This window comes from Buttiauxella cochleicola, assembly GCF_021282435.1.
GTDB lineage: Bacteria > Pseudomonadota > Gammaproteobacteria > Enterobacterales > Enterobacteriaceae > Buttiauxella > Buttiauxella massiliensis.
Map to the genome: position 1 here is coordinate 94,496 of NZ_JAJSOT010000006.1, position 21,145 is coordinate 115,640.

At 49.5% G+C, this 21,145-nt stretch carries 24 protein-coding genes; 16 read left to right on the plus strand and 8 right to left on the minus strand.

The window, feature by feature from the left end; genetic code table 11:
• Positions 1-19 precede the first annotated feature (19 nt).
• Positions 20-496: a hypothetical protein gene (locus LVQ77_RS15015; protein ID WP_232904818.1), complete on the plus strand. Its 477-nt coding sequence runs from the start codon at positions 20-22 to the stop codon at positions 494-496.
• 5 nt (positions 497-501) lie between these two features.
• Positions 502-1,062, plus strand: coding sequence for an RNA polymerase sigma factor (locus LVQ77_RS15020; RefSeq protein WP_232904965.1), 561 nt, complete (start codon positions 502-504; stop codon positions 1,060-1,062).
• An 86-nt stretch (positions 1,063-1,148) separates the two neighbouring features.
• Here the strand turns inward: LVQ77_RS15020 and LVQ77_RS15025 are convergent, their stop codons facing one another.
• Positions 1,149-2,057 (minus strand): alpha/beta hydrolase, encoded by a 909-nt coding sequence (locus tag LVQ77_RS15025; protein ID WP_232904820.1) that lies wholly within the window; start codon positions 2,055-2,057, stop codon positions 1,149-1,151.
• A 282-nt stretch (positions 2,058-2,339) separates the two neighbouring features.
• On the opposite strand from LVQ77_RS15025, the gene LVQ77_RS15030 reads away from it, so the two are divergent.
• Together LVQ77_RS15030 and LVQ77_RS15035 are read left to right on the plus strand one after the other, a co-directional pair.
• A complete protein-coding gene (locus LVQ77_RS15030) occupies positions 2,340-2,594 on the plus strand; it encodes an AbrB/MazE/SpoVT family DNA-binding domain-containing protein (protein ID WP_232904821.1) in 255 nt (84 codons plus the stop codon).
• Entirely contained in the window at positions 2,595-2,927 is a 333-nt protein-coding gene (locus LVQ77_RS15035) for a type II toxin-antitoxin system PemK/MazF family toxin (protein WP_232904823.1), read from the plus strand.
• Positions 2,928-2,959: 32 nt separating this feature from the next.
• Here LVQ77_RS15035 and fdhE read toward each other — a convergent pair whose 3' ends face one another.
• From fdhE to fdnG, 4 genes are read right to left on the minus strand one after another with little or no spacing between them, the layout of a single operon-like run.
• Positions 2,960-3,889 carry a formate dehydrogenase accessory protein FdhE gene (gene fdhE, locus LVQ77_RS15040; RefSeq protein ID WP_232904825.1) on the minus strand — a complete coding sequence of 310 codons (930 nt, stop codon included), beginning with the start codon at positions 3,887-3,889 and terminating at the stop codon, positions 2,960-2,962.
• Positions 3,886-4,521, minus strand: coding sequence for a formate dehydrogenase cytochrome b556 subunit (fdoI, locus tag LVQ77_RS15045; protein ID WP_232863825.1), 636 nt, complete (start codon positions 4,519-4,521; stop codon positions 3,886-3,888). Before fdoI ends, fdhE begins: the two co-directional genes overlap by 4 nt.
• Entirely contained in the window at positions 4,518-5,423 is a 906-nt protein-coding gene (fdxH, locus tag LVQ77_RS15050; protein WP_232863826.1) for a formate dehydrogenase subunit beta, read from the minus strand. Before fdxH ends, fdoI begins: the two co-directional genes overlap by 4 nt.
• A gap of 12 nt (positions 5,424-5,435) precedes the next feature.
• Positions 5,436-8,486 carry a formate dehydrogenase-N subunit alpha gene (gene fdnG / locus LVQ77_RS15055; RefSeq protein WP_232904826.1) on the minus strand — a complete coding sequence of 1,017 codons (3,051 nt, stop codon included), beginning with the start codon at positions 8,484-8,486 and terminating at the stop codon, positions 5,436-5,438.
• Positions 8,487-8,658: 172 nt separating this feature from the next.
• Between fdnG and fdhD the strand changes: the two genes are divergently transcribed.
• The 9 genes from fdhD to LVQ77_RS15100 all read left to right on the plus strand — a co-directional run bounded on the left by fdhD (position 8,659) and on the right by LVQ77_RS15100 (position 15,421).
• A complete protein-coding gene (gene fdhD, locus LVQ77_RS15060; protein ID WP_232863828.1) occupies positions 8,659-9,483 on the plus strand; it encodes a formate dehydrogenase accessory sulfurtransferase FdhD in 825 nt (274 codons plus the stop codon).
• A gap of 119 nt (positions 9,484-9,602) precedes the next feature.
• Positions 9,603-9,971 (plus strand): acid resistance repetitive basic protein Asr, encoded by a 369-nt coding sequence (gene asr, locus LVQ77_RS15065; protein WP_064514407.1) that lies wholly within the window; start codon positions 9,603-9,605, stop codon positions 9,969-9,971.
• A gap of 615 nt (positions 9,972-10,586) precedes the next feature.
• The gene (locus LVQ77_RS15070; protein WP_232863829.1) at positions 10,587-11,567 is read left to right on the plus strand and encodes a 6-phosphofructokinase; all 981 of its coding nucleotides are present in this window, start codon (positions 10,587-10,589) and stop codon (positions 11,565-11,567) included.
• Positions 11,568-11,578: 11 nt separating this feature from the next.
• Positions 11,579-11,893, plus strand: coding sequence for a PTS sugar transporter subunit IIB (locus tag LVQ77_RS15075; RefSeq protein WP_034460367.1), 315 nt, complete (start codon positions 11,579-11,581; stop codon positions 11,891-11,893).
• Complete coding sequence (locus LVQ77_RS15080; RefSeq protein WP_064561195.1) at positions 11,886-13,253, plus strand: PTS sugar transporter subunit IIC; 1,368 nt, start codon at positions 11,886-11,888, stop codon at positions 13,251-13,253. The genes LVQ77_RS15075 and LVQ77_RS15080 overlap by 8 nt, the downstream gene beginning before the upstream one ends.
• Positions 13,240-14,082, plus strand: coding sequence for a class II fructose-bisphosphate aldolase (locus LVQ77_RS15085; protein ID WP_232904828.1), 843 nt, complete (start codon positions 13,240-13,242; stop codon positions 14,080-14,082). Before LVQ77_RS15080 ends, LVQ77_RS15085 begins: the two co-directional genes overlap by 14 nt.
• A gap of 68 nt (positions 14,083-14,150) precedes the next feature.
• On the plus strand, positions 14,151-14,420 hold the full coding sequence (locus LVQ77_RS15090; RefSeq protein WP_232904830.1) for a hypothetical protein: 270 nt from the start codon (positions 14,151-14,153) through the stop codon (positions 14,418-14,420).
• Positions 14,421-14,429: 9 nt separating this feature from the next.
• Positions 14,430-14,867, plus strand: coding sequence for a PTS sugar transporter subunit IIA (locus LVQ77_RS15095; RefSeq protein WP_232863831.1), 438 nt, complete (start codon positions 14,430-14,432; stop codon positions 14,865-14,867).
• Positions 14,864-15,421, plus strand: coding sequence for a P-loop nucleotide/nucleoside kinase family protein (locus LVQ77_RS15100; protein ID WP_232863832.1), 558 nt, complete (start codon positions 14,864-14,866; stop codon positions 15,419-15,421). Before LVQ77_RS15095 ends, LVQ77_RS15100 begins: the two co-directional genes overlap by 4 nt.
• Positions 15,422-15,482: 61 nt before the next feature.
• On the opposite strand, the gene LVQ77_RS15105 is transcribed toward LVQ77_RS15100, so the two are convergent.
• The 3 genes from LVQ77_RS15105 to LVQ77_RS15115 form a co-directional block, all read right to left on the minus strand.
• The gene (locus LVQ77_RS15105; RefSeq protein WP_232863833.1) at positions 15,483-16,844 is read right to left on the minus strand and encodes a PTS transporter subunit EIIC; all 1,362 of its coding nucleotides are present in this window, start codon (positions 16,842-16,844) and stop codon (positions 15,483-15,485) included.
• A gap of 83 nt (positions 16,845-16,927) precedes the next feature.
• On the minus strand, positions 16,928-17,998 hold the full coding sequence (locus tag LVQ77_RS15110) for an SIS domain-containing protein (protein WP_232904832.1): 1,071 nt from the start codon (positions 17,996-17,998) through the stop codon (positions 16,928-16,930).
• Between the two features lie 161 nt (positions 17,999-18,159).
• The gene (locus LVQ77_RS15115; protein ID WP_232904833.1) at positions 18,160-19,206 is read right to left on the minus strand and encodes a LacI family DNA-binding transcriptional regulator; all 1,047 of its coding nucleotides are present in this window, start codon (positions 19,204-19,206) and stop codon (positions 18,160-18,162) included.
• A gap of 165 nt (positions 19,207-19,371) precedes the next feature.
• Here LVQ77_RS15115 and LVQ77_RS15120 point away from each other — a divergent pair, with 165 nt between their 5' ends.
• From LVQ77_RS15120 to LVQ77_RS15130, 3 genes are all read left to right on the plus strand, one after another.
• The gene (locus LVQ77_RS15120) at positions 19,372-20,337 is read left to right on the plus strand and encodes a chemotaxis protein (RefSeq protein WP_232904835.1); all 966 of its coding nucleotides are present in this window, start codon (positions 19,372-19,374) and stop codon (positions 20,335-20,337) included.
• A gap of 136 nt (positions 20,338-20,473) precedes the next feature.
• Positions 20,474-20,638 carry an ash family protein gene (locus LVQ77_RS15125; protein ID WP_232904837.1) on the plus strand — a complete coding sequence of 55 codons (165 nt, stop codon included), beginning with the start codon at positions 20,474-20,476 and terminating at the stop codon, positions 20,636-20,638.
• Positions 20,639-20,660: 22 nt separating this feature from the next.
• Positions 20,661-21,110 carry a hypothetical protein gene (locus LVQ77_RS15130; RefSeq protein WP_232904839.1) on the plus strand — a complete coding sequence of 150 codons (450 nt, stop codon included), beginning with the start codon at positions 20,661-20,663 and terminating at the stop codon, positions 21,108-21,110.
• Positions 21,111-21,145 lie beyond the last annotated feature (35 nt).

Here is a 21,145-nt window from a genome sequence, read left to right on the forward strand (position 1 = left end):
CTGATGAGGAGTAAAAACGATGAGAGATTTTGATATGCGTGGACCAGGCCGGGAGCGCGGCCACGGTTTCAGTGGTCACCCGATGGCTAAACCACTGCTAATCGGCATTGTGTTTATTGCAGCGTTGAGCCTGCTGGTGATGTCTCTGTGGAATGCACTGCTGCCTGCGATTATCGGTGTGAAAAGCATTGGTTTCTGGCAAGCACTTGGGTTGCTGGTGCTGTGCCGTATTCTGTTCGGCGGCCTTGGGCTACGTCCTGGGATGTTCGGAATGGGCCGGGATCGCCGTCGTATGCATGAACGCTGGATGCAAATGACACCAGAGCAGCGCGAACAGTTTGTGCAGCAGCGCCGTGGTGGATTCTGGCGTCATGGTCGCGGGCATTGCCATCATCGCGATGAGCATCATGGTGATAGCCATGAGCGGCACGGTGAGAATGAGCATTGCCGTCAGAAACCGGAAGATAGCGCCCAGAAACCGACGCAAGCTGAGTGACAGTAATGAAAGCCGGGACGGCAGGACATTCTCGAGTCATGTTGGCGCTCAATGCGTGTCGCACGAAGCTAAAAGCTTTTATCGTTGGCCGAACACCGGTACGCGATGACGCGGACGATATCCTGCAAGAAGTGACATGGCAGTTGATGAAAGTGGAGCAACCGGTAGAGAACGTCGCCGCCTGGTTATTTCGCGCCGCACGTAATGAAATGACCGACAGGGCACGTAAAAAGCGCGAGCTTCCGCTTTCTGACTATTATTCTGATGACGATGAGGGTTTTCTTCCTGAAGACGAACTCGCGGAAACGTTGTTTGGCGTGCCGCATTCACCGGAAGACGAATATTTGAGTCAACTGCTCTGGGATGAGCTGGAAGATGCGATGTCGGAGCTTCCTGTGGCGCAGCGTGAGGCGTTCGAAAAAACCGAACTCCACGGCTACAGCTTTAAGGAGTTAGCGGAAGAAACCGGCATTAGCGTCCAGGCCCTGCTATCCCGCAAGCACAAGGCCGTGCTTTATCTACGAACCCGTCTTCGCAATCTTTATGATGAGCTAACTGAAGGCTGAGTTGGGAGAATCTGCGTTCTCTGAACAATAGCCCCGGCCAGCATAACTGACCGGAGTGGTGCGAGAACTTGATTGAGCTGTTGAGCTTATTGACCGACCCGCCACGCAACATCACGCATGGCGTCGCGCGCTGCCTGGCTGATACCACCAAGCTGGAAAAAGCCATGGATGACGCCGAGATAGCGTTGGCAGGTGGACTCAACGCCCTGGTCCATCAGGCACTCATGCAGCACCTCGCCTTCATTGCGAAGAGGGTCGTATTCAGCGGTGATGATATGCACCGGTGGCAGGCCTGCAAAATCTTCGCGAAATAATGGGCTGGCTTCATCATCCATTGCGTCCAGATCGGGCATATAGGCTTCGTAGCCGGAAAGCAGCGTGTCGCGGGTGATGATGTAGTCGTAGCCATTTTCCTGATAGCTGACAGATTCCGCCGTCGCGTCCAGCATCGGGTAAATCAGCATCAGCCGCGCAGGCAACCAGTTTCCCGCACTTTTCAGGCGCAGGGCAGTCACCAGGGCAATGTGCCCACCAGCGCTGTCGCCAGCGAGCGTGATTCGTTCACGATCCACTTCCAGCTGTTCAGCCGCTTGCCAGATAGCGTCCGCTGCACGTTCAGCATCATCATGTGCTGCCGGATAAGTGTGCTCTGGTGCCACGCGATACTGAACGGCAACCACCCGGCAACCACTGTGATAGCAAAGCTGGCGTAACTGATTGTCATGAGTTTCAAACCCACCGCTAACAAAGCAACCGCCGTGGTAGTAGATCACGGCAGGAAGCGATCCGGTCGCATTAAGCGGGGAAAATATGCGTAACGTGCATCCATTCAGACAGATGTCTTTCACGTCGACTCGAGTTTCAGTTTCACCCGCTAAAACAGTGCTGGCGATATACCCGGCTCGGCGTTCGGCAAATGTTTGTTGGCGTGAAGAAGGACGGCCAGAGTCGATGAATTCATCAACCAGCCCGGCGATTGCGGGTTCGAGGGACATAGAGGAATTCCTTTTATGCTGTATGGATGAACAGTTATATCGTATTTATGGGATCGCGTGAACCGAGTTTTTTTACTATTTCAGCATTCTGGAAGGCGCCTCGAACAAATGAAAACCACCAGAAAAATGCAGATAACAATACGCTTTTTGCGGTTTATAGTACCCGATAAGCTCATTCACAAAGCAACATTAGATACCGTAAATAATGTAGATGGTTAAACATTGTGCGATTTACCCATCGTGTTAAAATGAGTTTAAACATTGTTTAATTTGGTAATCATTGTGAAAACGCTGATTCGTAAATGGGGTAATTCCGCAGGGACTATTATTCCTGCTGCTGTTCTGGAGAAAGCTGGGATGAGAATAGGTGACAAAGTGGATATTGAAGCCGTTGAAGGAGGAATTATGTTGCGAGTCGCAAAGCCGATATACACGCTAAGTGAGTTACTGGCCCAATCACCTGAAGGAAGTTTCGAGCTTGATGGTGAAGACCGTGAGTGGCTGAATTCTCCTCCTGTTGGCAAGGAGATCGATTAGGTGAGTCTTTATATGCCTGATAGAGGCGATGTAGTGTGGCTCGATTTTGATCCTGCCGCAGGTCACGAACAAGCCAAAACTCGGCCTGCGCTAGTATTGTCACCAGTCGAATTTAGCCGCAAGGCTGGCATGGCGATTGTGGCACCAATAACATCTCGTGTTCGTGGCAATGCATTTGAAGTACATCTGACAGAAACTCACACCCGGGGAGTTGTCATTTGCCATCATGTTAAATCAATCGATTTCCGGGCCAGACAAATGCGTTTCATTGAAAAAGCACCGGATGAAGTGACAGAAGAAGCGCTGTCCAGAGTGAAGGTATTATTTGAATAGTTCAGCGGGATGCAAAGCACCCCGCCTATTTGTTACTCCCCTTCCCCTGGGAACAGGAAAGGATTAATGCTGCTGCGGGCAAAGCCTTCTTGCTCCATGCGTGCATCCAGCACCAGCGAGGCTAAATCGTCGGCCACGGCTTCTACTTTGGCATCTTTTTCCTGATACAAAATCTTCAGGTAAGTGCCGCAGTCGCCGCAGCTTTCCGCTTTAATTGCTGACTGTTCGCTTTCCAGCGACCAGTAGTTCAAATCGCGGGTTTGCTCGCAGTTGCTGCATTTAATGCGCACCACATGCCACTCGGTTTCGCACAGATTGCAGTGCAAATAACGCAGGCCGCTGGTGCCGCCGATTTGCACGACGCTGGATACCGGAATCGAACCGCAAACCGGGCAGAACTGGCGTTGCTCGCCATATTCCGCTTTCGCACGCCCTGGGATCAGGCTGGCCATTTGCGCCCAGTAAAGCGACAACGCAGCCCAAATGAACGGGGCTTTGTCGCTCGAAACTAGCGCAAAGTCTGAATTAAACAGCGCGGTGGCCATCTCTTCCAGCTCTTGCGAAGAAGCTTTTTCCAGGTTTTCGATAACCGCTAAAGCCTGGCCGTCCATTTCTGGTTTCAGCTCGGCAATCAGTGAATTCAGCAGGCGCTGCCAGTGTGGGTCACGCGGCAGCACATGAATATCCAACGGTGGTTTGCCCGTCTCAGAAGACTTCTGAATTAGCGCCGTTAAGTCCATTTGCAGCGGGTGGTCGTAAAGCACCACTTCCTGCGCGTGGGCGATCAGCGCGGCAAAGCGCAGGAAATCGCCCAGTGGATTATCCGTCGCCAGTTCGAGCAGGCGTTCTGCACGGCGGTTATAGAGATTTTTCAGCCGAGGGAACAGTAACGGCGGAATCATCTCCGCCGTACGTTTGTCGCTCTTCTCCAGCTGATCTTGCGGGATTATGCGAATACTCATTCCGATCGTTTTTCCTGTTTCTGGCGAACTTCACGGTACCATTTCGGATGGTGTTTCTTCGCCCAGGACGTCGTGACCCAGCCTTCCACCATCGCGGTAATCGTGCCTTTCACCCAAAGGGCGGCGTAGATGTGGACCATAATAACCACAATCAAGGCCACTGCGGCAAATGAATGCACCATCAGGGCTACGCGTATCACCGGGATTGAGAAAGCAGGAGCAAAGTACGGACGCCAGATAATCACGCCGCTCACCAGCAACAGCACCAGGAAGATAATCGCCGCCCAGAACACGCATTTCTGGCCGAAGTTATACCGCCCGGTGTCACCTACTTCCTCGTTGACGACGATCTTACGAATATTCTTCGCCCAAAAGATATCATCCCGATTGATTAGATTATGGTGCCAGTAACGGAAAAACATGATGATAAACGAGGCAAACATCACCACACCGACGAATGGGTGGAGAATGCGCGCCAGCTGCGGCGTACCCAGAATGTGCATCAGCCAGTTGAAGGATGGGAAGAAGAACCCTAATCCGCTCACCGCCGCCAGTATGAAGCAGAAGGCGGTCACCCAGTGGTTGATGCGCTCAGGCGCGCTATAACGCTGAATAGTCACTTGTTTTTTCATGGTTTGCGCACCTCGTCGTCTTCATGGTGCAAGTTGTCGTCCTCTTCTTCGGCACGGTTCGGGCCGACACCCACATAGTGGAACACGCTGGCGGCGAAGGTCGCAGCAAAGCCAATAGCAGCAAGCGGCTTCCAGACACCTTTCCAGAATTTCACGGTTGGGCTGATGGACGGATTTTCCGGCAGGCCGTGATACAGCGTCGGCTTGTCCGCATGATGCAGCACATACATAACATGTGTGCCGCCAACGCCTTCCGGGTCGTACAAACCGGCGTTGTCGTAACCGCGCGTTTTCAGCTCAGCCACGCGCTCGCCCGCCAGGGTTTTCATGTCGTCTTTCGATCCGAAATGAATCGCCCCGGTTGGGCAGGTTTTCACGCAAGCAGGCTCCTGGCCGACGGTCACACGGTCTACACACAGGGTGCATTTGTAGACACGGTTGTCCTCCGGGTTCAGGCGCGGCACGTCGAACGGGCAACCGGCGATGCAATAACCACAGCCGATGCACTGCTCGGACTGGAAATCGACAATGCCGTTGGCGTACTGAATGATGGCACCTTCCGCCGGACACGCCTTCAAGCAGCCCGGGTCCGCGCAGTGCATACAGCCATCTTTGCGGATTAACCATTCCAGTTTGTCGTTTTGCTCCACTTCCGAAAAACGCATAACCGTCCACGATTTCGCGGTTAAATCCGCCGGGTTGTCGTAAACGCCGACGTTGCTGCCGATCTCATCACGCAGGTCGTTCCACTCCGAACAGGCCACCTGGCAGGCTTTACAGCCAATGCAGGTGGTGACGTCGATAAGTTTCGCAACCTCTTGCTGATGATCCCGCGCCTGAGGCGCGGGCGTGAGGCCATTAGTGGCGGAACGACGGATAATGTCCTGAGATTGATAAGCCATAATTCGTCTCCGTTACACCTTTTCCACATTGACCAGGAACGCTTTAAATTCAGGCGTTTGCGTGTTGGCATCACCGACAAATGGCGTCAGGGTGTTAGCGATAAAGCCTTTCTTCGCCACGCCCTCATAACCCCAGTGAATCGGAATACCGATGGTATCGACTTTCTGGCCGTTCACATCGAGCTGGCGTATACGCTTGGTCACCACCGCTTTGGCTTTAATAAAGCCACGGTTGGAGGAGACTTTCACCGTGTCGCCGTGAGCAATGCCGAGTGAATTTGCGAGCTTCTCGCCAATCTCGATAAACTGCTCTGGCTGCGCGATGGCGTTCAGTACCGCGTGTTTGGTCCAGTAGTGGAAGTGCTCGGTCAGGCGATAAGTGGTGCCGACATACGGGAATTTGTCGTGCTTGCCCATCGCTTCCAGGTCACCTTTAAACACGCGTGCCGCTGGGTTAGAAACCACGTTCGGGTGCAGCGGGTTGGTGCCAAGCGGTGTTTCAAACGGCTCGTAGTGCTCAGGGAACGGCCCTTCTGCCATCTTGTCGATAGCAAACAAGCGCCCTAAACCTTCCGGCTGCATGATGAATGGCCCAACGTCAGTGCCCGGTGCGGCAGTGCTGTAGTCGGCGATATCCGCACCGCTCCACTTCGCGCCATCCCAGGAAATCAGGCGGCGTTTTTCATCCCACGGTTTACCCGCTGGATCAGCAGAGGCACGGTTATACAGAATGCGGCGGTTGAGCGGCCATGCCCAGGCCCAGCCTAACGTGTTACCCAAACCTGACGGGTCGGCGTTATCACGACGTGCCATCTGGTTGCCGTCTGGCGTCCAGGAACCGGCAAAAATCCAGCAACCGCTGGAAGTGGTGCCGTCGTCACGCAGTTGTGCGAACGAGCTAAGTTGCTGGCCTTTTTTCACCAGAACCGCACCGGTTGCCGGGTCGACAACGTCCTGCAACGCTTTACCGTTGCTCTCCATCGCCACTTCTTCCGGTGCCGGGTTGTCCGGTGTCTGGTAATTCCAGGTCATATTCAGCACTTGCTCAGGCAGCGCACCGCCTTCGCTCTGATACATGTGGCGCATACGGCTGAAGATACCCGCAAGGATTTCGCCGTCGTTCAGCGCTTCCCCTGGGGCGTCCGCACCTTTCCAGTGCCACTGCAACCAGCGGCCGGAGTTAACGATAGAACCGTTTTCCTCAGCAAAGCAGGTCGACGGCAGGCGGAACACTTCGGTCTGGATTTTCGACGGGTCGACATCGTTAAACTCGCCGTGGTTTTGCCAGAAGTTCGCGGTTTCGGTGTTCAGCGGGTCGATGGTCACGAGGAATTTCAGCTTCGACAGTGACGCAATGACTTTGTTTTTGTTCGGGAACGACGCCACCGGGTTAAAGCCCTGGCAGAGGTAGCCGTTCACTTTGCCCTGGTTCATCATCTCGAAATATTGCAGGACGTCGTAGCCCTTATCCCACTTCGGCAACCAGTCGTAACCCCAGCTATTTTCCGCTGTGGCTTTGTCGCCAAAGAAGGCTTTCATCATCGAAACGAAGAATTTCGGGTAGTTGCCCCAGTAGTTGACCTGGCCTTCCAGCAGCGGTTTTGGCGTGTTGGCGGCAAGGTACGTCTGGAGATCGGCTTGTTTTTCATTCGGCAGCGTCATGTAGCCCGGCAGGCTTTGTGACAGCAAACCGAGATCCGTCAGCCCCTGAATATTGGAGTGACCACGCAGGGCGTTGACGCCACCGCCTGCCATTCCCATGTTGCCAAGCAGCAACTGAATCATCGCCATGGTGCGGATGTTCTGCGCGCCCACGGAGTGTTGCGTCCAGCCCAGCGCATACAAGAACGATGCGGTTTTATTTTTTGCGCTGGTTGCGGCGATGTATTCACAAACTTTCAGGAAATCATCTTTCGGGGTGCCGCAAATATTGGAAACCACTTCCGGCGTGTAGCGAGAAACGTGCTCTTTGAGCAGGTTCCACACGCAACGCGGATGAGTCAGCGTCAGGTCGCGTTTGGCGAAACCTTTTTCGTCCAACTCATAGTTCCAGGTGGTTTTGTCGTATTTACGGTTTGCCGCGTCGTAGCCCGAGAACAGGCCGTCATCGAAACTGTAATCCTCACGCACAATCAAGTTGGCGTTGGTGTAAGCCTCGACATACTCGCGGTTAAATTTATTGTTGTTTATCAGGTACAGCAGTACGCCAGACAGGAAAGCAATGTCTGAGCCAGAGCGAATTGGGGTGTAGAAATCCGCCACCGAAGCGGTTCGCGTAAAGCGCGGATCGATAACAATCAGCTTCGCGCCGTTGTGGATTTTGGCTTCCATCGCCCAGCGGAAACCGACTGGATGCGCTTCTGCCGCGTTTCCACCCATCACAATAACGAGATCGGCGTTCTTGATATCAACCCAGTGGTTGGTCATCGCACCGCGACCAAATGTTGGAGCAAGACTTGCTACCGTTGGTCCGTGTCAGACACGCGCCTGGTTATCCACGGCTAACATGCCGAGGGCGCGGGAAAATTTCTGGGTTAAATAGCCGGTTTCATTACTGGAAGCTGATGCGCACAACATGCCTGTGGAGAGCCAACGGTTTACCGTGGTTCCCTGGTCGTTCTGCGCAATAAAATTGGCATCGCGGTCAGCTTTCATCAGTTTGGCGATGCGGTCAAAGGCCGTTTCCCAACTGATTTGCTCCCACTTATCCGAGCCTGGTGCGCGGTAAGACGGGAATTTAAGACGGCTTTCGCTGTGGATGAAATCCACCAGTCCTGCACCTTTCGGGCAGAGCGCGCCGCGGTTTACCGGATGGTCCGGGTCACCTTCGATATGGAAGATAGATGCTTTGGCATTTTTCGCGCCGTCACCGAGGCTATACATTAATAACCCACAACCGACGGAACAGTATGTGCAGGTATTACGCGTTTCACGGGTACGCAGCAGTTTGTACTGCCGTGTTTCCGCGAGTGCAACGCCTGGTGCAAAGCCCAGTGCCGCTGCCGTAGTCCCTGCCATACCGCCAGCACAGATCTTAAAGAACTGTCTTCTGCTGACCTGCATGGATGCTCCTTTTTTCGACATTTTTCACATTATTATTAGGTGTATTTTTTGCGGTATTGACTGAGAAGGTTCACAATCAAGCCCGTACTGGCTATTGCCCCTAATCCCAAAGGGGTAATGTTTCCAGAATACCACATTAGAATTAAGGCTGTTCCAATCAGGTTAAGACAAAGTGAACAATTCCGACCCAAATCAGGACAAAATTGTGAACACCATCACTGGTGCGCGGACGATCGAACTATGGCAACGCCATGATTTGCTCGAGGCAAAAGGCGACTGGCTGGCTGAAGAAGTGCCGGTAGCCCTGGTCTACAATGGCATTTCCCATGTCGTGATGATGGCATCGCCCAAAGATCTGGAGCTTTTTGCGTTAGGTTTTTCCTTATCAGAAGGAATAATTGAATCCCCATCAGACATTTACGGAATTGATGTTTCACAAGTCTGTAACGGCCTGGAAGTGCAAATAGAGCTCTCAAGCCGCCGCTTTATGGGGCTGAAAGAACGCCGCCGCTCACTTGCTGGACGTACCGGTTGTGGCGTCTGCGGTGTTGAGCAACTCAACGATATTGGTCGCCCGATTACCCCTCTGCCGTTCACGCAAACCTTCGATTTGAATAATCTTGATGCAGCCTTAAACCAGATGCGCGACTACCAGCCGGTGGGGCAACTCACAGGGTGTACGCACGCAGCATTGTGGCTTAACGAAAATGGCCAGATTCTGGAAGGTAAAGAAGATATAGGCCGCCATGTGGCGCTGGATAAACTGCTCGGCGCACGCGGGCGTGAGGGCTGGCACAACGGTGCGGTTTTAGTCTCAAGCCGCGCAAGCTATGAGATGGTGCAAAAGTCAGCCCAATGTGGCGTAGAAATTCTGTTTGCCGTCTCTGCCGCCACCACGCTTGCCGTAGAAGTGGCAAGCCGCTGTAACCTCACGCTGGTTGGCTTTAGTAAACCAGGTCGAGCAACGGTTTACACCCATCCGCAGCGATTGTGTTAACAGGCTGTACATTCCGTTACGTACCGACACCAATCACTCACTGAACGTATTTGTTTGTTGGCATAGAGTTATTTCAACGGGCCAACAACCCACACATAAACAAATACGAGACTATCAAAATGAAAAAAGTATTAACTCTGATTGCTGTTGCTGTAATGGGTATGTCCTCTGTTGCTTTCGCTGCTGAAACTACTGCAGCACCTGCTCCAGCAAAACACACCACTACTGTGCACCACAAGAAACACCATAAAGCAGCTCCTGTAGCTCAGAAAGCACAAGCAGCTAAAAAGCACCACAAAAAAGCAACTACAACCGCAACTCCAGCAGCACCACAGAAAGCCCAGGCTGCTAAAAAGCACCACAAAAAAGCCGCTACTACTGCAACTCCAGTAGCGCCACAGAAAGCTCAGGCTGCTAAAAAGCACCACAAAAAAGCAGCTGCACCAGTAGCGCCAGCAGCAAAACCAGCGGTTAAACCAGCTGCATAAGTTGCAATGAAATCCCTCATTACTAGAAACACCCGGCTTGCCGGGTGTTTTTTTATCAAGCCTGAGCAACTGCTAAAACGCTTTCGGTTTGAAATCATCCTGATGATGGTCATTCTTTATGGAATGGCTGCGGTCTGCTGCTACTTTTTGTTTTTCACGCCGTCCACGACTTAAACTCCCACTGGTTTCTTATTCCACCAATCGTCTGCACATCACATTCCTGAAAAACAAAATTCCGCCTGACTGTCTTGTAAACAGTTCTTCCTCTTTCTTTCACGCCTCTTAATTAATTTCACTCCCTTTCACCCGCAGAAAAATGCGTGAGCAGTCACATTTTTGAAAGCTGATATTCTTCATTTACGACTCAAATAATATCGGTGAATTCTATTCCCCAACCGATAAGAATAATCCATTGAAATATAGAGTTTTTCTTTATTCTTCAGTCATAAATCTTATATCAAAAATTCGTGACTTAAATCACAAATATCACCACCAAGAAGTATCTGTCAACCGCTCCTCCTAATAAATGAATCCCAATTTTGTGATGTCTCTTGCAAATCCAAGGCTTGTTTAAAGGGAAAAATGTCTGCAAGGAAAATAAACGAGGCAAGTGTCATGAGAATCGGCATGGTAATTAGCGGCGGTGATGTCACGGGGATAAATAACTTTGTTTTTCAGGTTTCCCGACTGGCTCAAGCAGAAATCGTTTTGTTTAATGGTGGTATTCCGGGTCTATTGCAGAATAAACACCAGGATATTTCCATCCGCGATTTAGTGGATTTTTCCGTAGCATCCATTCCGATTATGTCTTCGGGTAGAACCAACCGTAAATTAATGGGTAGCGAATATGAAACTATCGCAAAACAGTTAAAAGCCCTGCATATCGATGTGCTTATTATGGCCGGTGGTGATGGCTCATTACAATTTCTGAATAACCTCAGTGAATATGGTGTGAATTGTTTCGGTGTCGGTATGACCATCGACAATGATGTTTACGGTAGTGATTACACCATCGGTTTTTCAACTGCATGTGAACAAGTGATTAAAGAAGTCGCCAAGCTGCGTAATACAGGCCGCGCTTTGCCAGGGCGTGTCTTTATGGTTGAACTGCTCGGCGGTTACTGCGGTGAATTGACGCTGCAATCGGCGATTAAAAGCAATGCTGATTTTGCGCTAATCCCCGAGTGCCAACAATCGTTGAGCGAACTGGCACATAAGATTAGCGCACGCCTTGAGACACAAAATAGCGTCGTGATCCTGTGCTCTGAAGGTTATACCAAAGAGTATTCCCCCGGCTTTCAAGGGGCAATTGACACCATGATTAAACAGCTTGAACCGAAAATTGGCGTACGTATTCGTAAGTCAATTATTGGTTATAGCCTGCGTAACGGTGACCCTACCTGCGAGGAAATTTATCAGGGCACGATTATGGCAGGCGAAGTCGTTCGTTGTATCCAGTCCGGCATGAGAAATAAAGCCATTATTATTAATTCGAGTAACAAACCGATCCCTATAGATTTAATCAGTATGCAAAAACGCCTCGTCGACACCGAAGGGCATCATTATAAATTAGCGAAGCAGCTCAATATTATTTGAGGAGACTTTCAATGCTTAAAATTCTTTGTGTATGCGGCTGTGGTTTAGGTTCCAGTTTCGCCATTGAAATGGCAGCAACTGCGGTACTTAAAAAACTTCAGATTCCGGCAGAAATTGATCACACCACCGTTTCAGAAGCGGGGGCCTTTAAATCTGACATTATTTTAACGCAAAAAACGTTCGCCGATATTTTAACGGCCGATGCTAGCGAAGAAGAAATTAAACGCGTCATTGTTCTACATCGCCTGACGGATAAAGACGAAATCGAACAAAAGATTGTCGCCTTTTTAAAAGATCGCAATGTGAAGGTATTCGACCATGAATAGCATCATTAACTTTATTGTTAAAGACCTGCTAGGACAGGCATCAATATTGATTGCCTTTATTGCCATGCTCGGTCTTTTGCTGCAAAAAAAATCGAAGGGTAAAGTCGCGGAAGGGACGTTTAAAACGCTGCTTGGTTTTTTAATCATGATGGCGGGTATCAACATTATTGTGGATACCCTGACTTTCTTGAACGATATCTTCACCCACGGTTTCGGCATGAAAGGCTACATCACCGATGTGGCGGCCATTGCCGGGTTGGCAAACCGCGAACTGGGTTCCGAAGTGGCACTCACGCTGATGGTGATATTTATCGTCAACATCATCATTGCCCGCATCACGCCGTTTAAATACATCTTTCTCACCGGGCAAGCACTACTTTGGATGGCAACGATTGGTGCAGTTATCGGCTATAAAGCCGGGCTGACCGGGCTGCCGTTGATTCTCACCGGTGGGATTTTCGGGGGAATTATGGCGGTGCTGATGCCTGCTCTCGCTCAACCCGTAGTGCGCCGCATTACCGGTTCTGACGATGTAGCTCTGGGTCACTTCTGCACTATTGGTTATTTGGTGCAGGCTGCGGTGGCGAAGGTTGTCGGCAAGGGTTCTAAATCTACCGAAGATTTGGTGTTGCCGGATAACTTCAAATTCTTGCAAGATACTTACCTTTCGATGGCCGTGGTGATGATCCCTATGTACCTCATCCCGGCGCTGGCGGCTGGCCCGGAATATATCGGCCAATACTCTCACGGCGTGAATTACCTGATGTTCGCCTTTATGCAGGCGATTCAATTTGTTGCCGGGGTATTTGTGCTCTACAGCGGTGTGCGTTTGCTGCTTAACGAATTGGTGCCTGCGTTCCGTGGTATTGCGATGCGCATCGTACCGGATGCGAAACCTGCGCTGGACTGCCCGGTTCTGTTCCCTTACGCCCCCAATGCCGTGATTGTTGGCTTCCTGGCCACCACCGTCGGCTCCATCATCGGCATGATTGTCTTCCCAATGTTTGGCCTGGCGATGATTCTGCCTGGCTTGTTGACCAACTTCTTTGCTGGTGGCACCGCAGGGATTTTCGGTAACGCAATGGGCGGCAGACGCGGTGCAATCATCGGTGGTGTGGTGCATGGCCTGTTTATTACCTTCCTTCCTGCCATCCTGGTGCCAATGCTTGAAAGCTACGGCTTTACCGGTGTGACTTTCAGCGATTCAGATGTGATCAGTAGTGGCCTGATTTTGGGGCATGTCTTCCAGAATAACTGGACGTTTGTCGGCTTATTCATCCTGTTCGTAGCGCTTATCGCCTGGTTCGTGAATGGCAAATCAACCAAACCTCAAGAGGAAAAAGCACATGAGTCTGTATAACTTCCCGGATTTATTACAGGTAGCCAAAGAGCGTAAATTTAAAGCGGTAGGCTCCTTTAATTTGCATTGCCTTGAAATGCTGCCCGCTTATTTTAAAGCTGCCAAAGCAACCAATAGCCCGTTAATGATTCAAATTTCTACCGGGACTGCGGAATATTTAGGTTATCGTTTATTAGTCGATTCAATTCGTTCTTTATCCGAAAGCCAGCAAATACCAACCTGCTTGCATCTGGATCACTGCTCAGATATTGAATCCATCAAAACGGCCATCGAAGCTGGGTTTAGTTCAGTAATGTATGACGGTTCTCATCTGGACATGGCGGATAATATTGCTAATACACGTAAGGTTATTGATATTGCCCGCCCGCGTAATATCTCCGTAGAAGCAGAACTGGGAGCGATTGGCGGCTCAGAAGATGGCAAAGCGGTCGCCATGGAAGATATCTGCTTTACCACCACCGAAGACGCTAAACGTTTCGTTGATGAAACCGGGGTGGATATGCTGGCGGTGTCCGTCGGTACAGTACACGGTCTGTATACTGGCAAAGCGAAAATTCAGCATCAACGCCTGGCAGATATCAGCGAAGTGACCAAAACCCCGCTGGTACTGCACGGTGGCACAGGTGTCAGTGATGAAGATATGCGCCGCGCTGTCGCCGGAGGCATTGATAAAGTCAACGTCGGTACTGAAATGAACGTGCAGTGGGTTGGGCACTGCAAAGAAACCTTTGAAAAAGGAAAAGTGAATGACAGCGTGCGCAAATTTTTAATACCGGCAAATGATGCAGTCGCTGCTGTATTAATCGAAAAGATCGCATTATTTAAATAAAGCAGGCGTTATCCTCTACTCTTCATTGTAACCCTGGTTGCGTGGCAACCGTCGGGCGGGAGCTAGCTATGTTTGGATCTTTGAAAAAACTTTTTCACGGTAATAATTCGGATACGGCACAATATGATATTCAAGCCGTACAACTTGAAACTGAATTAACTGCTTTGGAAAACACATTAACGGAAAACCCAAATAATGGCGAAACACAAAAAGCATTAATGTTGCGCTATAACCAGGCGTTACAAGTTTTTGCGAAGAGTAAAACACACCGTCAGCATATCGATGCTTTATTTGTCAAAATTGATGAGCTGAGAAATATTATTCGTAAGAATATTTAGGGAGTTCGCATGGCCATTAAAGAGTTATTAATTGAAGCCCAGGCAATACAAGTTGGCGTGCGCGAAACGGACTGGAAAAAGGTGATTAGACTTGCGGCTCAACCGCTGGTTGATAATGGTTATATCCTGCCCTCCTACTACCAGGCAGTAATTAATAATACCCTTGAGCATGGTGCGTATTACGTTTTTGAAGAGGGCGTCGCCATGCCCCACGCTCGCCCGGAATGCGGGGTGATAAAAAATGGCTTCAGTCTGGTTTTACTTGATGAACCCATCACCTTTGCCGACAGCGAAAAGGCCGATATCGTGATTATGTTTGCCGCCTGCGACAGCAATGGGCATATCGAAGAAGGTATCCGCGCGATTGTAAATTTGTTGGGCGATGACGATGTGATGGCAAAACTGCGTCGGGCAAAAGGCAAGGAAGAGGTGATCGCAATATTATGAGCCAGACCACGCGAACACAGGGCAAAACGGTAGTACTTGTGAACGGCGTACCCGCCTCAGGAAAAAGCACTATCGCCCGTTTGTTGTCCGAACATTTTACGTTACCGCTACTGACTATCGACGGTATCAAGGAACCTTTTATGGCGCAGTTCGAGGAGATAGACAGGCCGTTTAATCGCCGCCTCGGAAGTGCTGCTTATGAGGTAATTTGGTCGATAGTGGCGGATAGCCCAACGCAGTGTGTCTTTATTGTCGATGCATGGTTTGGCTTCCAGCCGAAAGAGATGCTTGAACGTTATCTAGAGCAGGCGGGCGTCACCAGAGTTCTGGAGGTATGGAACCACATTCCCGGCGCCCTTGCCGCCGAACGCTATGCGCAGCGGCTTGGCGTAAGACGCCCCGGCCACCCAGGGGAAGAATATCTGCCGGAGTTGGTAAAACTTGCGGATAGCGCTGAGCCTATGTCTCTTGGGCCGGTTTTCACTGTGGACCACCGAGAGCCGATCGACACCGCTGGTCTCCTTGCATGGCTGAGTGAAGAATTTGGAGACTAACCCGAATGTTGCTTCCGTTAGTCGGTTAAGCCCTCTGCGTTCCAGAGGGCTTAGGGAGAAATCAAGAAGCAGGTGAAGCCACGAGTTTGCGCGTCTTACCATAAATAATGGTCAGAACCGCAGGGACAGTAAATGCGACGATTATCGCAAACACTTCATAAATCATTTTTGAATCTGGGCCGCTGAATAGACCTAATTCGAACACATTGAGCACCGGCAGGAAGCTGTAAGTTTTGACGCCCAGCAAACCGGTAATACCACCGCCCAACGCGGCACCAATACAACCGAAGACAAACAACATTCTGTATTTCAGATTCACGCCATACAGCGCCGGTTCAGTAATACCGAAGAAGGCAGAAATTGAGGCAGAAATCGCAATCTGTTTGTCCTTGAGGTTGCGGGCAATAAAGATTGCGCCGAATGCCGCACCAAACTGCCCCATCACCGCCGACATAAACATCGCCATAATGGTGTCGTAGCCGTTGACCTGAATATTTATCAGCGCGAGTGGGATGATGCCCCAGTGCACACCGAACACTACAAACAGCTGGCCAATACCGGCAAGCAGCGCACCAGAAATGACCGGGCTGAGGTTATAAAGCCATGCATATCCGTTAGCAATACCGACCCCGACGTAATCCGCAATCGGGCCAATTAAGGTGAACACTACAAACCCGCAGATGATGAGCGATAAACAAGGCACAAATACAAACGCAGCCAGCTCCGGGATTATCTTTTTCAGCCAGCGTTCCACATAACTCAGGAACAACACGGCAAATACAGCAGGGATAACCGCACCGCCATAAATCTTAACGTTCAGAGCAAGCCCCATAATATGGAATGCACCGGGAACACTTGGGTCGGTTAACGGGAAAATCATCGCCGCAGTCAGTGCCAGCGCAGTAAACTTATTAGTTTTAAAACGTTCTGATGCCGTAACTGCGATAAACAATGGCAACATCACAAACACGCCGCTCGACAGCGCATTAAACACGGTGAACACATAAGAATGCGTATCCACCAGGTTCATTGTTTGCAGCAATACCACAATCCCTTTTACAACACCGACACCCGCCAGCACACCGATGTAAGGCGTGAAAATAGCGGAAAGTGTAGCCAGCAAGCGGCTTACCCATGAGCCTTGCGCAGTTGTTTCTTCAGCTACAGGCGTTTGTTCACCGAGCAGCTCTTTAATCGCTGAACATACCTGATCGACTTTCGGGCCAATCACTATCTGGAATTGACTCGGGCTATCCACTAATTTCACAACTTCAGGAAGACCATAGAGCGCTTCCGGATTCACTTTATTTTTATCTTTTAATGTAAAACGTAAACGTGTTGCGCAATGAGTAATATGCTCAATATTCTCGGACTCACCAACATGTTTAATTATTTGTTGGGCAAGCTGACTATATGTCGTCATGGTATTTCCTTAGTTTCAAGGTTTGCGCTGTATTTATTGCCCGATAAAAATATCGGACAACGTTGTAGGGTCAGACGGGTATATTAGGCGTAATCGCCAGGCTTTGTTTTACTCTTAACGGAAATACCAAAATCGGTAAAAATACGTTGTGGCAAGTTATTACCTTTCGCTTCAGCGATATGGTGCGCCAGAATCTGGAAAGGAATAACCATCAGTAACGGGGCGATAAATATATCTACATCAGCGTTAATGGCGAGAGTTCGCTCATCACTGCTTACACCTAATTTAACGGTGTAAATATAATCGGTATATTTTTTCTCATAGTCTTTCAGCAGTAACAAACGCTCACGCGCTTCTCCAGGTGTGTCGAGGAAAAACATCCGGTGATTGCCATTCACTTCAAAATAAGGGCCATGCATAAAGGCTTCCAATTCTACCCCTTGCGATGGCACGCGAATAGTTTCTGCAAACTTGGTTTCCATTTCTTTAATCACACCCACGCTCGGGCCATAGCCAATTGCCGTAAATCTTGGGGAGGCAGTTAGCTCGTCTTTCCATTTTTCGAAAAAGACTTCAGTTGTATCAATAATCTGTGGGATAGATTTTACTGCTACGGATAATTTCGCTAACTCTTCGGCTTCCTGCGTTTCAGTGATTAAACCATTGCAACGCGCGGTATAAAGACCGAGCAACATGAATTTAAAAATCGTCGCCACATAACCTTTAGTGACGTAACCCACGCGCTCTTCACCAATTTCAATATCGATGGCGTGATCAACGGTTTTCGCCAGTTCGCTGGACAGTTTGCTGGTTAAACCATAGGTCACTAACGGGAAACTTTTGCGGATGTGTTTTATCGCATTGATGGTGGATGTGCTTTCACCGCTTTGCGATACACCAAGCACCAGATCGGTCGCGACATCCATTTTTTCGTAGTGCTGGAAGTGGAACGGCTCCTCCACGGTAACGCGCACGTTCGCCAGGTTTTCAACATAGTATTTCGCGCTTTTGATGGCGTTAATACTTGAACCAGTAGCTAAAACCAACCACGTGCTCTTTCCCTTAATCTCTGGCAGATCATGTGGATAACGATCAAGCATTGCTGAAAGTGTCGCTTGCTCTTCGTGAATGTAAGTCATCATTGTCGGCTTCATTGGCCCTCCTGAAATCAAAACCTGAAAACGTTTTCAGGTTTTAGGCTAGAGGAGCTTGAGTGGGGTTGTCAATCCACTTTTCAGCAATTGTGGTGGGGATCAAAAAATATCGTATGCGGAGGTTTTGGAGCCTTCAGAAATACTGAAATGCTAAAAGGGAGCTAGCAGGACTCACCTGGTATCAGGCTCAGTTGGATTTTTTCAGGCACTACAGATTCAGTCGTATCTTTCAGCAATGTCATTAAAACTTTCATCACTGTTTTACCGATGAGTTCATTGTGATGGTTCACAGTAGTAATTCGTGGAATGAAATATTCGCTACCAGGGAAATATTCACAGCTGACAATAGCAATATCTTCAGGCACAGAAATATTTCTATCTTTTAATGCCCTAATTGCTCCTTTTGCGACATGATCATTAATCGCCACAATAGCTTCGGGCAATTTTTCACTCTGCGAGAGCAACTTATCTACCGCTTCATAGCCATGCTGTAAGTAGAAGTTATTTAATACAATGTGATTATCGTCAACCATTATATTAGCTTGCTGAAGCGTGTTTTTAAAAGAATCTATACGTTGCTGGGTAATATAAACACTTTTCGAGCCACCAATAAATCCGATTTTTTTATAGCCCTTACTTATCAGATGATTAGTTGCAAGTGCAACACACCCAGACTGATCGCGCTCTACACAAGAATAATCTACACCAACTAATTGTCGTCCAACCACGATTACCGGAATGGCCGCACAAAGTTTCTTCAACTCATGGAAATAAGAGTCTGGCACATTATTATAATCAATATTCCCACCAAGAATAATAACTCCATCAATCTGACTATCAGTAATCGAGTTGAAAATATTTTCTTCCGGAATAATTCCCCCCTGCGAAGAGGATTTATTTGCAGATTGTGTATCGTAGAGTGTGACTTTATATCCGGCCCGCAAACTCTCATTTTCGATTTGAGCAACCAGCATCACAAAATAGGGGTTACTGATATCGGAAACGACAATCGCCAGCGTCTGTGTCTTTTTGGAAATCATACCGCGCGCCAACAAATTGGGGCTGAATTGCTGCTCCTGAATAACTTTTTCAACCCTGGCGCGAGTTTTATCCGCCACCCAGCTGTTGTTATTCAGAACACGGGAAACTGTCGCAATAGATACATTGGCCAGTTCAGCAATATCCTTGATTGTTAGCGGCTTTTTCATTTTTTTGTCCCGACCCTACAAGGCGTTAATAGTAGGGCAACGCGCCGGGTGAAGCAAAGGGGGATTTTCTTCATCCAAACAGACTGCACTTTTTATTCCATCTGCCGATAACTTAAACAGGAAACGGGGCAACGATGACCCGCCGGGTTACAACCAGAGGTTAAAATGGATAGTTTTCAAAAAGATATTGATGAAAGGGCTAACCTGGCGTTATCCAACAAATTTGAGCTGTTGTTGTTCCGCTTAGGGGAAGGCCAGCACGGCGGCAAATCAGAGCTGTATGGCATCAACGTATTTAAGCTGCGCGAAATTGTGCCAATGCAGAAGATCAATCGCGCTGCTGGGATGATGTCACCGCTGCTGGGTATGGCAAATATTCGTGACCAATTTATCCCGGTTATCGACCTGCCCGCCGTTACCGGCTGCACGCCAAAAACGGGCCTGAATCTTCTTTTGATTACCGAATACGCACGCAGCACGCAGGCATTTGCAGTGGAGTCGGTGGAAAATATTATCCGCCTCGACTGGAGCCAGGTTCACGCTGCCGAATCCGGTGTGAGTAGCCGCAATATCACCAGTATCGCTTCACTCAATAGCGACGAATACAAAGGCGAACTGGCACTGGTACTCGATGTTGAACAGATTCTTTACGACATTATTCCTTCAGGCCGCAAAGTCGATATGGCGGCAATCGAAGGGAACACAAACCCTCTGAAACCGGGTGCTGTCGCGATTGTTGCCGAAGATTCAAAAGTCGCCCGCCAGATGCTTGAGCAAGGCCTGAAAGGCATGGGTATTCCGGTGATGATGCATTCCACGGGCCTCGAAGCCTGGGAGAAAATAAAAGTTATCGCCGCAGAAGCCAAAGCCGCAGGCCAGCCGATCACCGATCGTATTGGTATGGTATTAACAGACATTGAAATGCCGGAAATGGACGGATTTACGCTGACGCGCAATATCAAAACAGATATCACGTTAAAACACATTCCGGTGGTGATTCACTCGTCTCTATCAGGTAGCGCCAACGAAGATCACGTCCGCAAGGTGGGCGCGAACGGCTATGTAGCGAAGTTCGATGTGAAAGAGCTCTCGCAGGTGATTAATAAAGCGCTGGAAAGTGCAGTGGTTTAGTTTGCGAGCCATGCCGCAGAGCATAACTTTCCCTACGCAAACCCCTTGCTGGCGATAATCAATCGCAGTATTGTTGCGCCGCACCTGCAAAATCAGGTGCCGGGATTAGCCTCTCGATTATAGTTACAGGCGGTATATGACGCGCCAGCGTCTTTTTTTATACCGTGCGTTCGGCTACACCCTAATTATGGTGGGCTGGATGGGGGCATCGAAAGATGCGCCGGTTTCCTGTAACACCGGTAAGGCTAACCTCGTTCAGCTCACCACCCAGAGATTAGCCTCTCAGGTGGTGGGAATATAACCCGTTACAGGAGGCTGCCACTATGGCTACTACCCCAACCCAAACTCAAACTTCAGAAAACTCACCGCTTACGCTTTTTTTTGATATTAATACCGATTTCACTGTGCTTGCCGACTATTGCGAACACTTCGCCGACTCGTTGATTGAAAGTGCGAAGCCTGGGGAAAGACGCGTGCTTTGCTACCGCCTCGCTGAATGCCTGGAGCTGCTTTACTCGACGCTGAACGACCCCATTCCAGAACATCTGATTGAAAGTTTCACCGTGGATAACATTCCGGCACAAGTCCCCACTTTTGAACCTGAACCGGAAGATCTTTGCCGCTACTGCCTGACGCTGGCGCAAATTCTCAATAGCCACAATTTTTCCGCCAGCGAAGAAAAAGCGCTGACCGGGCTGCTGTTTGAACTCACAAACCATTTTGCCGATGAGTTACGAACGCCGCGTTTTGTCCGTACGGCAATAACGATGTAAATCTGCAAACCCGGCTCGCAAAAGCCGGGTTTTCC

Bases quoted from the DNA above. Each gene is read 5' to 3' on its own strand.
- asr (WP_064514407.1), top strand. From the start codon at position 9,603: ATGAAAAAAGTATTAACTCTGATTGCTGTTGCTGTAATGGGTATGTCC.
- fdoI (WP_232863825.1), bottom strand. From the start codon at position 4,521: ATGAAAAAACAAGTGACTATTCAGCGTTATAGCGCGCCTGAGCGCATC.
- LVQ77_RS15130 (WP_232904839.1), top strand. From the start codon at position 20,661: ATGGCTACTACCCCAACCCAAACTCAAACTTCAGAAAACTCACCGCTT.
- fdxH (WP_232863826.1), bottom strand. From the start codon at position 5,423: ATGGCTTATCAATCTCAGGACATTATCCGTCGTTCCGCCACTAATGGC.
- LVQ77_RS15080 (WP_064561195.1), top strand. From the start codon at position 11,886: ATGAATAGCATCATTAACTTTATTGTTAAAGACCTGCTAGGACAGGCA.
- LVQ77_RS15115 (WP_232904833.1), bottom strand. From the start codon at position 19,206: ATGAAAAAGCCGCTAACAATCAAGGATATTGCTGAACTGGCCAATGTA.
- fdhE (WP_232904825.1), bottom strand. From the start codon at position 3,889: ATGAGTATTCGCATAATCCCGCAAGATCAGCTGGAGAAGAGCGACAAA.
- LVQ77_RS15015 (WP_232904818.1), top strand. From the start codon at position 20: ATGAGAGATTTTGATATGCGTGGACCAGGCCGGGAGCGCGGCCACGGT.
- LVQ77_RS15125 (WP_232904837.1), top strand. From the start codon at position 20,474: ATGACGCGCCAGCGTCTTTTTTTATACCGTGCGTTCGGCTACACCCTA.
- LVQ77_RS15120 (WP_232904835.1), top strand. From the start codon at position 19,372: ATGGATAGTTTTCAAAAAGATATTGATGAAAGGGCTAACCTGGCGTTA.
- LVQ77_RS15070 (WP_232863829.1), top strand. From the start codon at position 10,587: ATGAGAATCGGCATGGTAATTAGCGGCGGTGATGTCACGGGGATAAAT.
- LVQ77_RS15085 (WP_232904828.1), top strand. From the start codon at position 13,240: ATGAGTCTGTATAACTTCCCGGATTTATTACAGGTAGCCAAAGAGCGT.
- LVQ77_RS15110 (WP_232904832.1), bottom strand. From the start codon at position 17,998: ATGAAGCCGACAATGATGACTTACATTCACGAAGAGCAAGCGACACTT.
- LVQ77_RS15095 (WP_232863831.1), top strand. From the start codon at position 14,430: ATGGCCATTAAAGAGTTATTAATTGAAGCCCAGGCAATACAAGTTGGC.
- LVQ77_RS15105 (WP_232863833.1), bottom strand. From the start codon at position 16,844: ATGACGACATATAGTCAGCTTGCCCAACAAATAATTAAACATGTTGGT.
- LVQ77_RS15090 (WP_232904830.1), top strand. From the start codon at position 14,151: ATGTTTGGATCTTTGAAAAAACTTTTTCACGGTAATAATTCGGATACG.
- LVQ77_RS15025 (WP_232904820.1), bottom strand. From the start codon at position 2,057: ATGTCCCTCGAACCCGCAATCGCCGGGCTGGTTGATGAATTCATCGAC.
- LVQ77_RS15100 (WP_232863832.1), top strand. From the start codon at position 14,864: ATGAGCCAGACCACGCGAACACAGGGCAAAACGGTAGTACTTGTGAAC.
- LVQ77_RS15020 (WP_232904965.1), top strand. From the start codon at position 502: ATGAAAGCCGGGACGGCAGGACATTCTCGAGTCATGTTGGCGCTCAAT.
- LVQ77_RS15075 (WP_034460367.1), top strand. From the start codon at position 11,579: ATGCTTAAAATTCTTTGTGTATGCGGCTGTGGTTTAGGTTCCAGTTTC.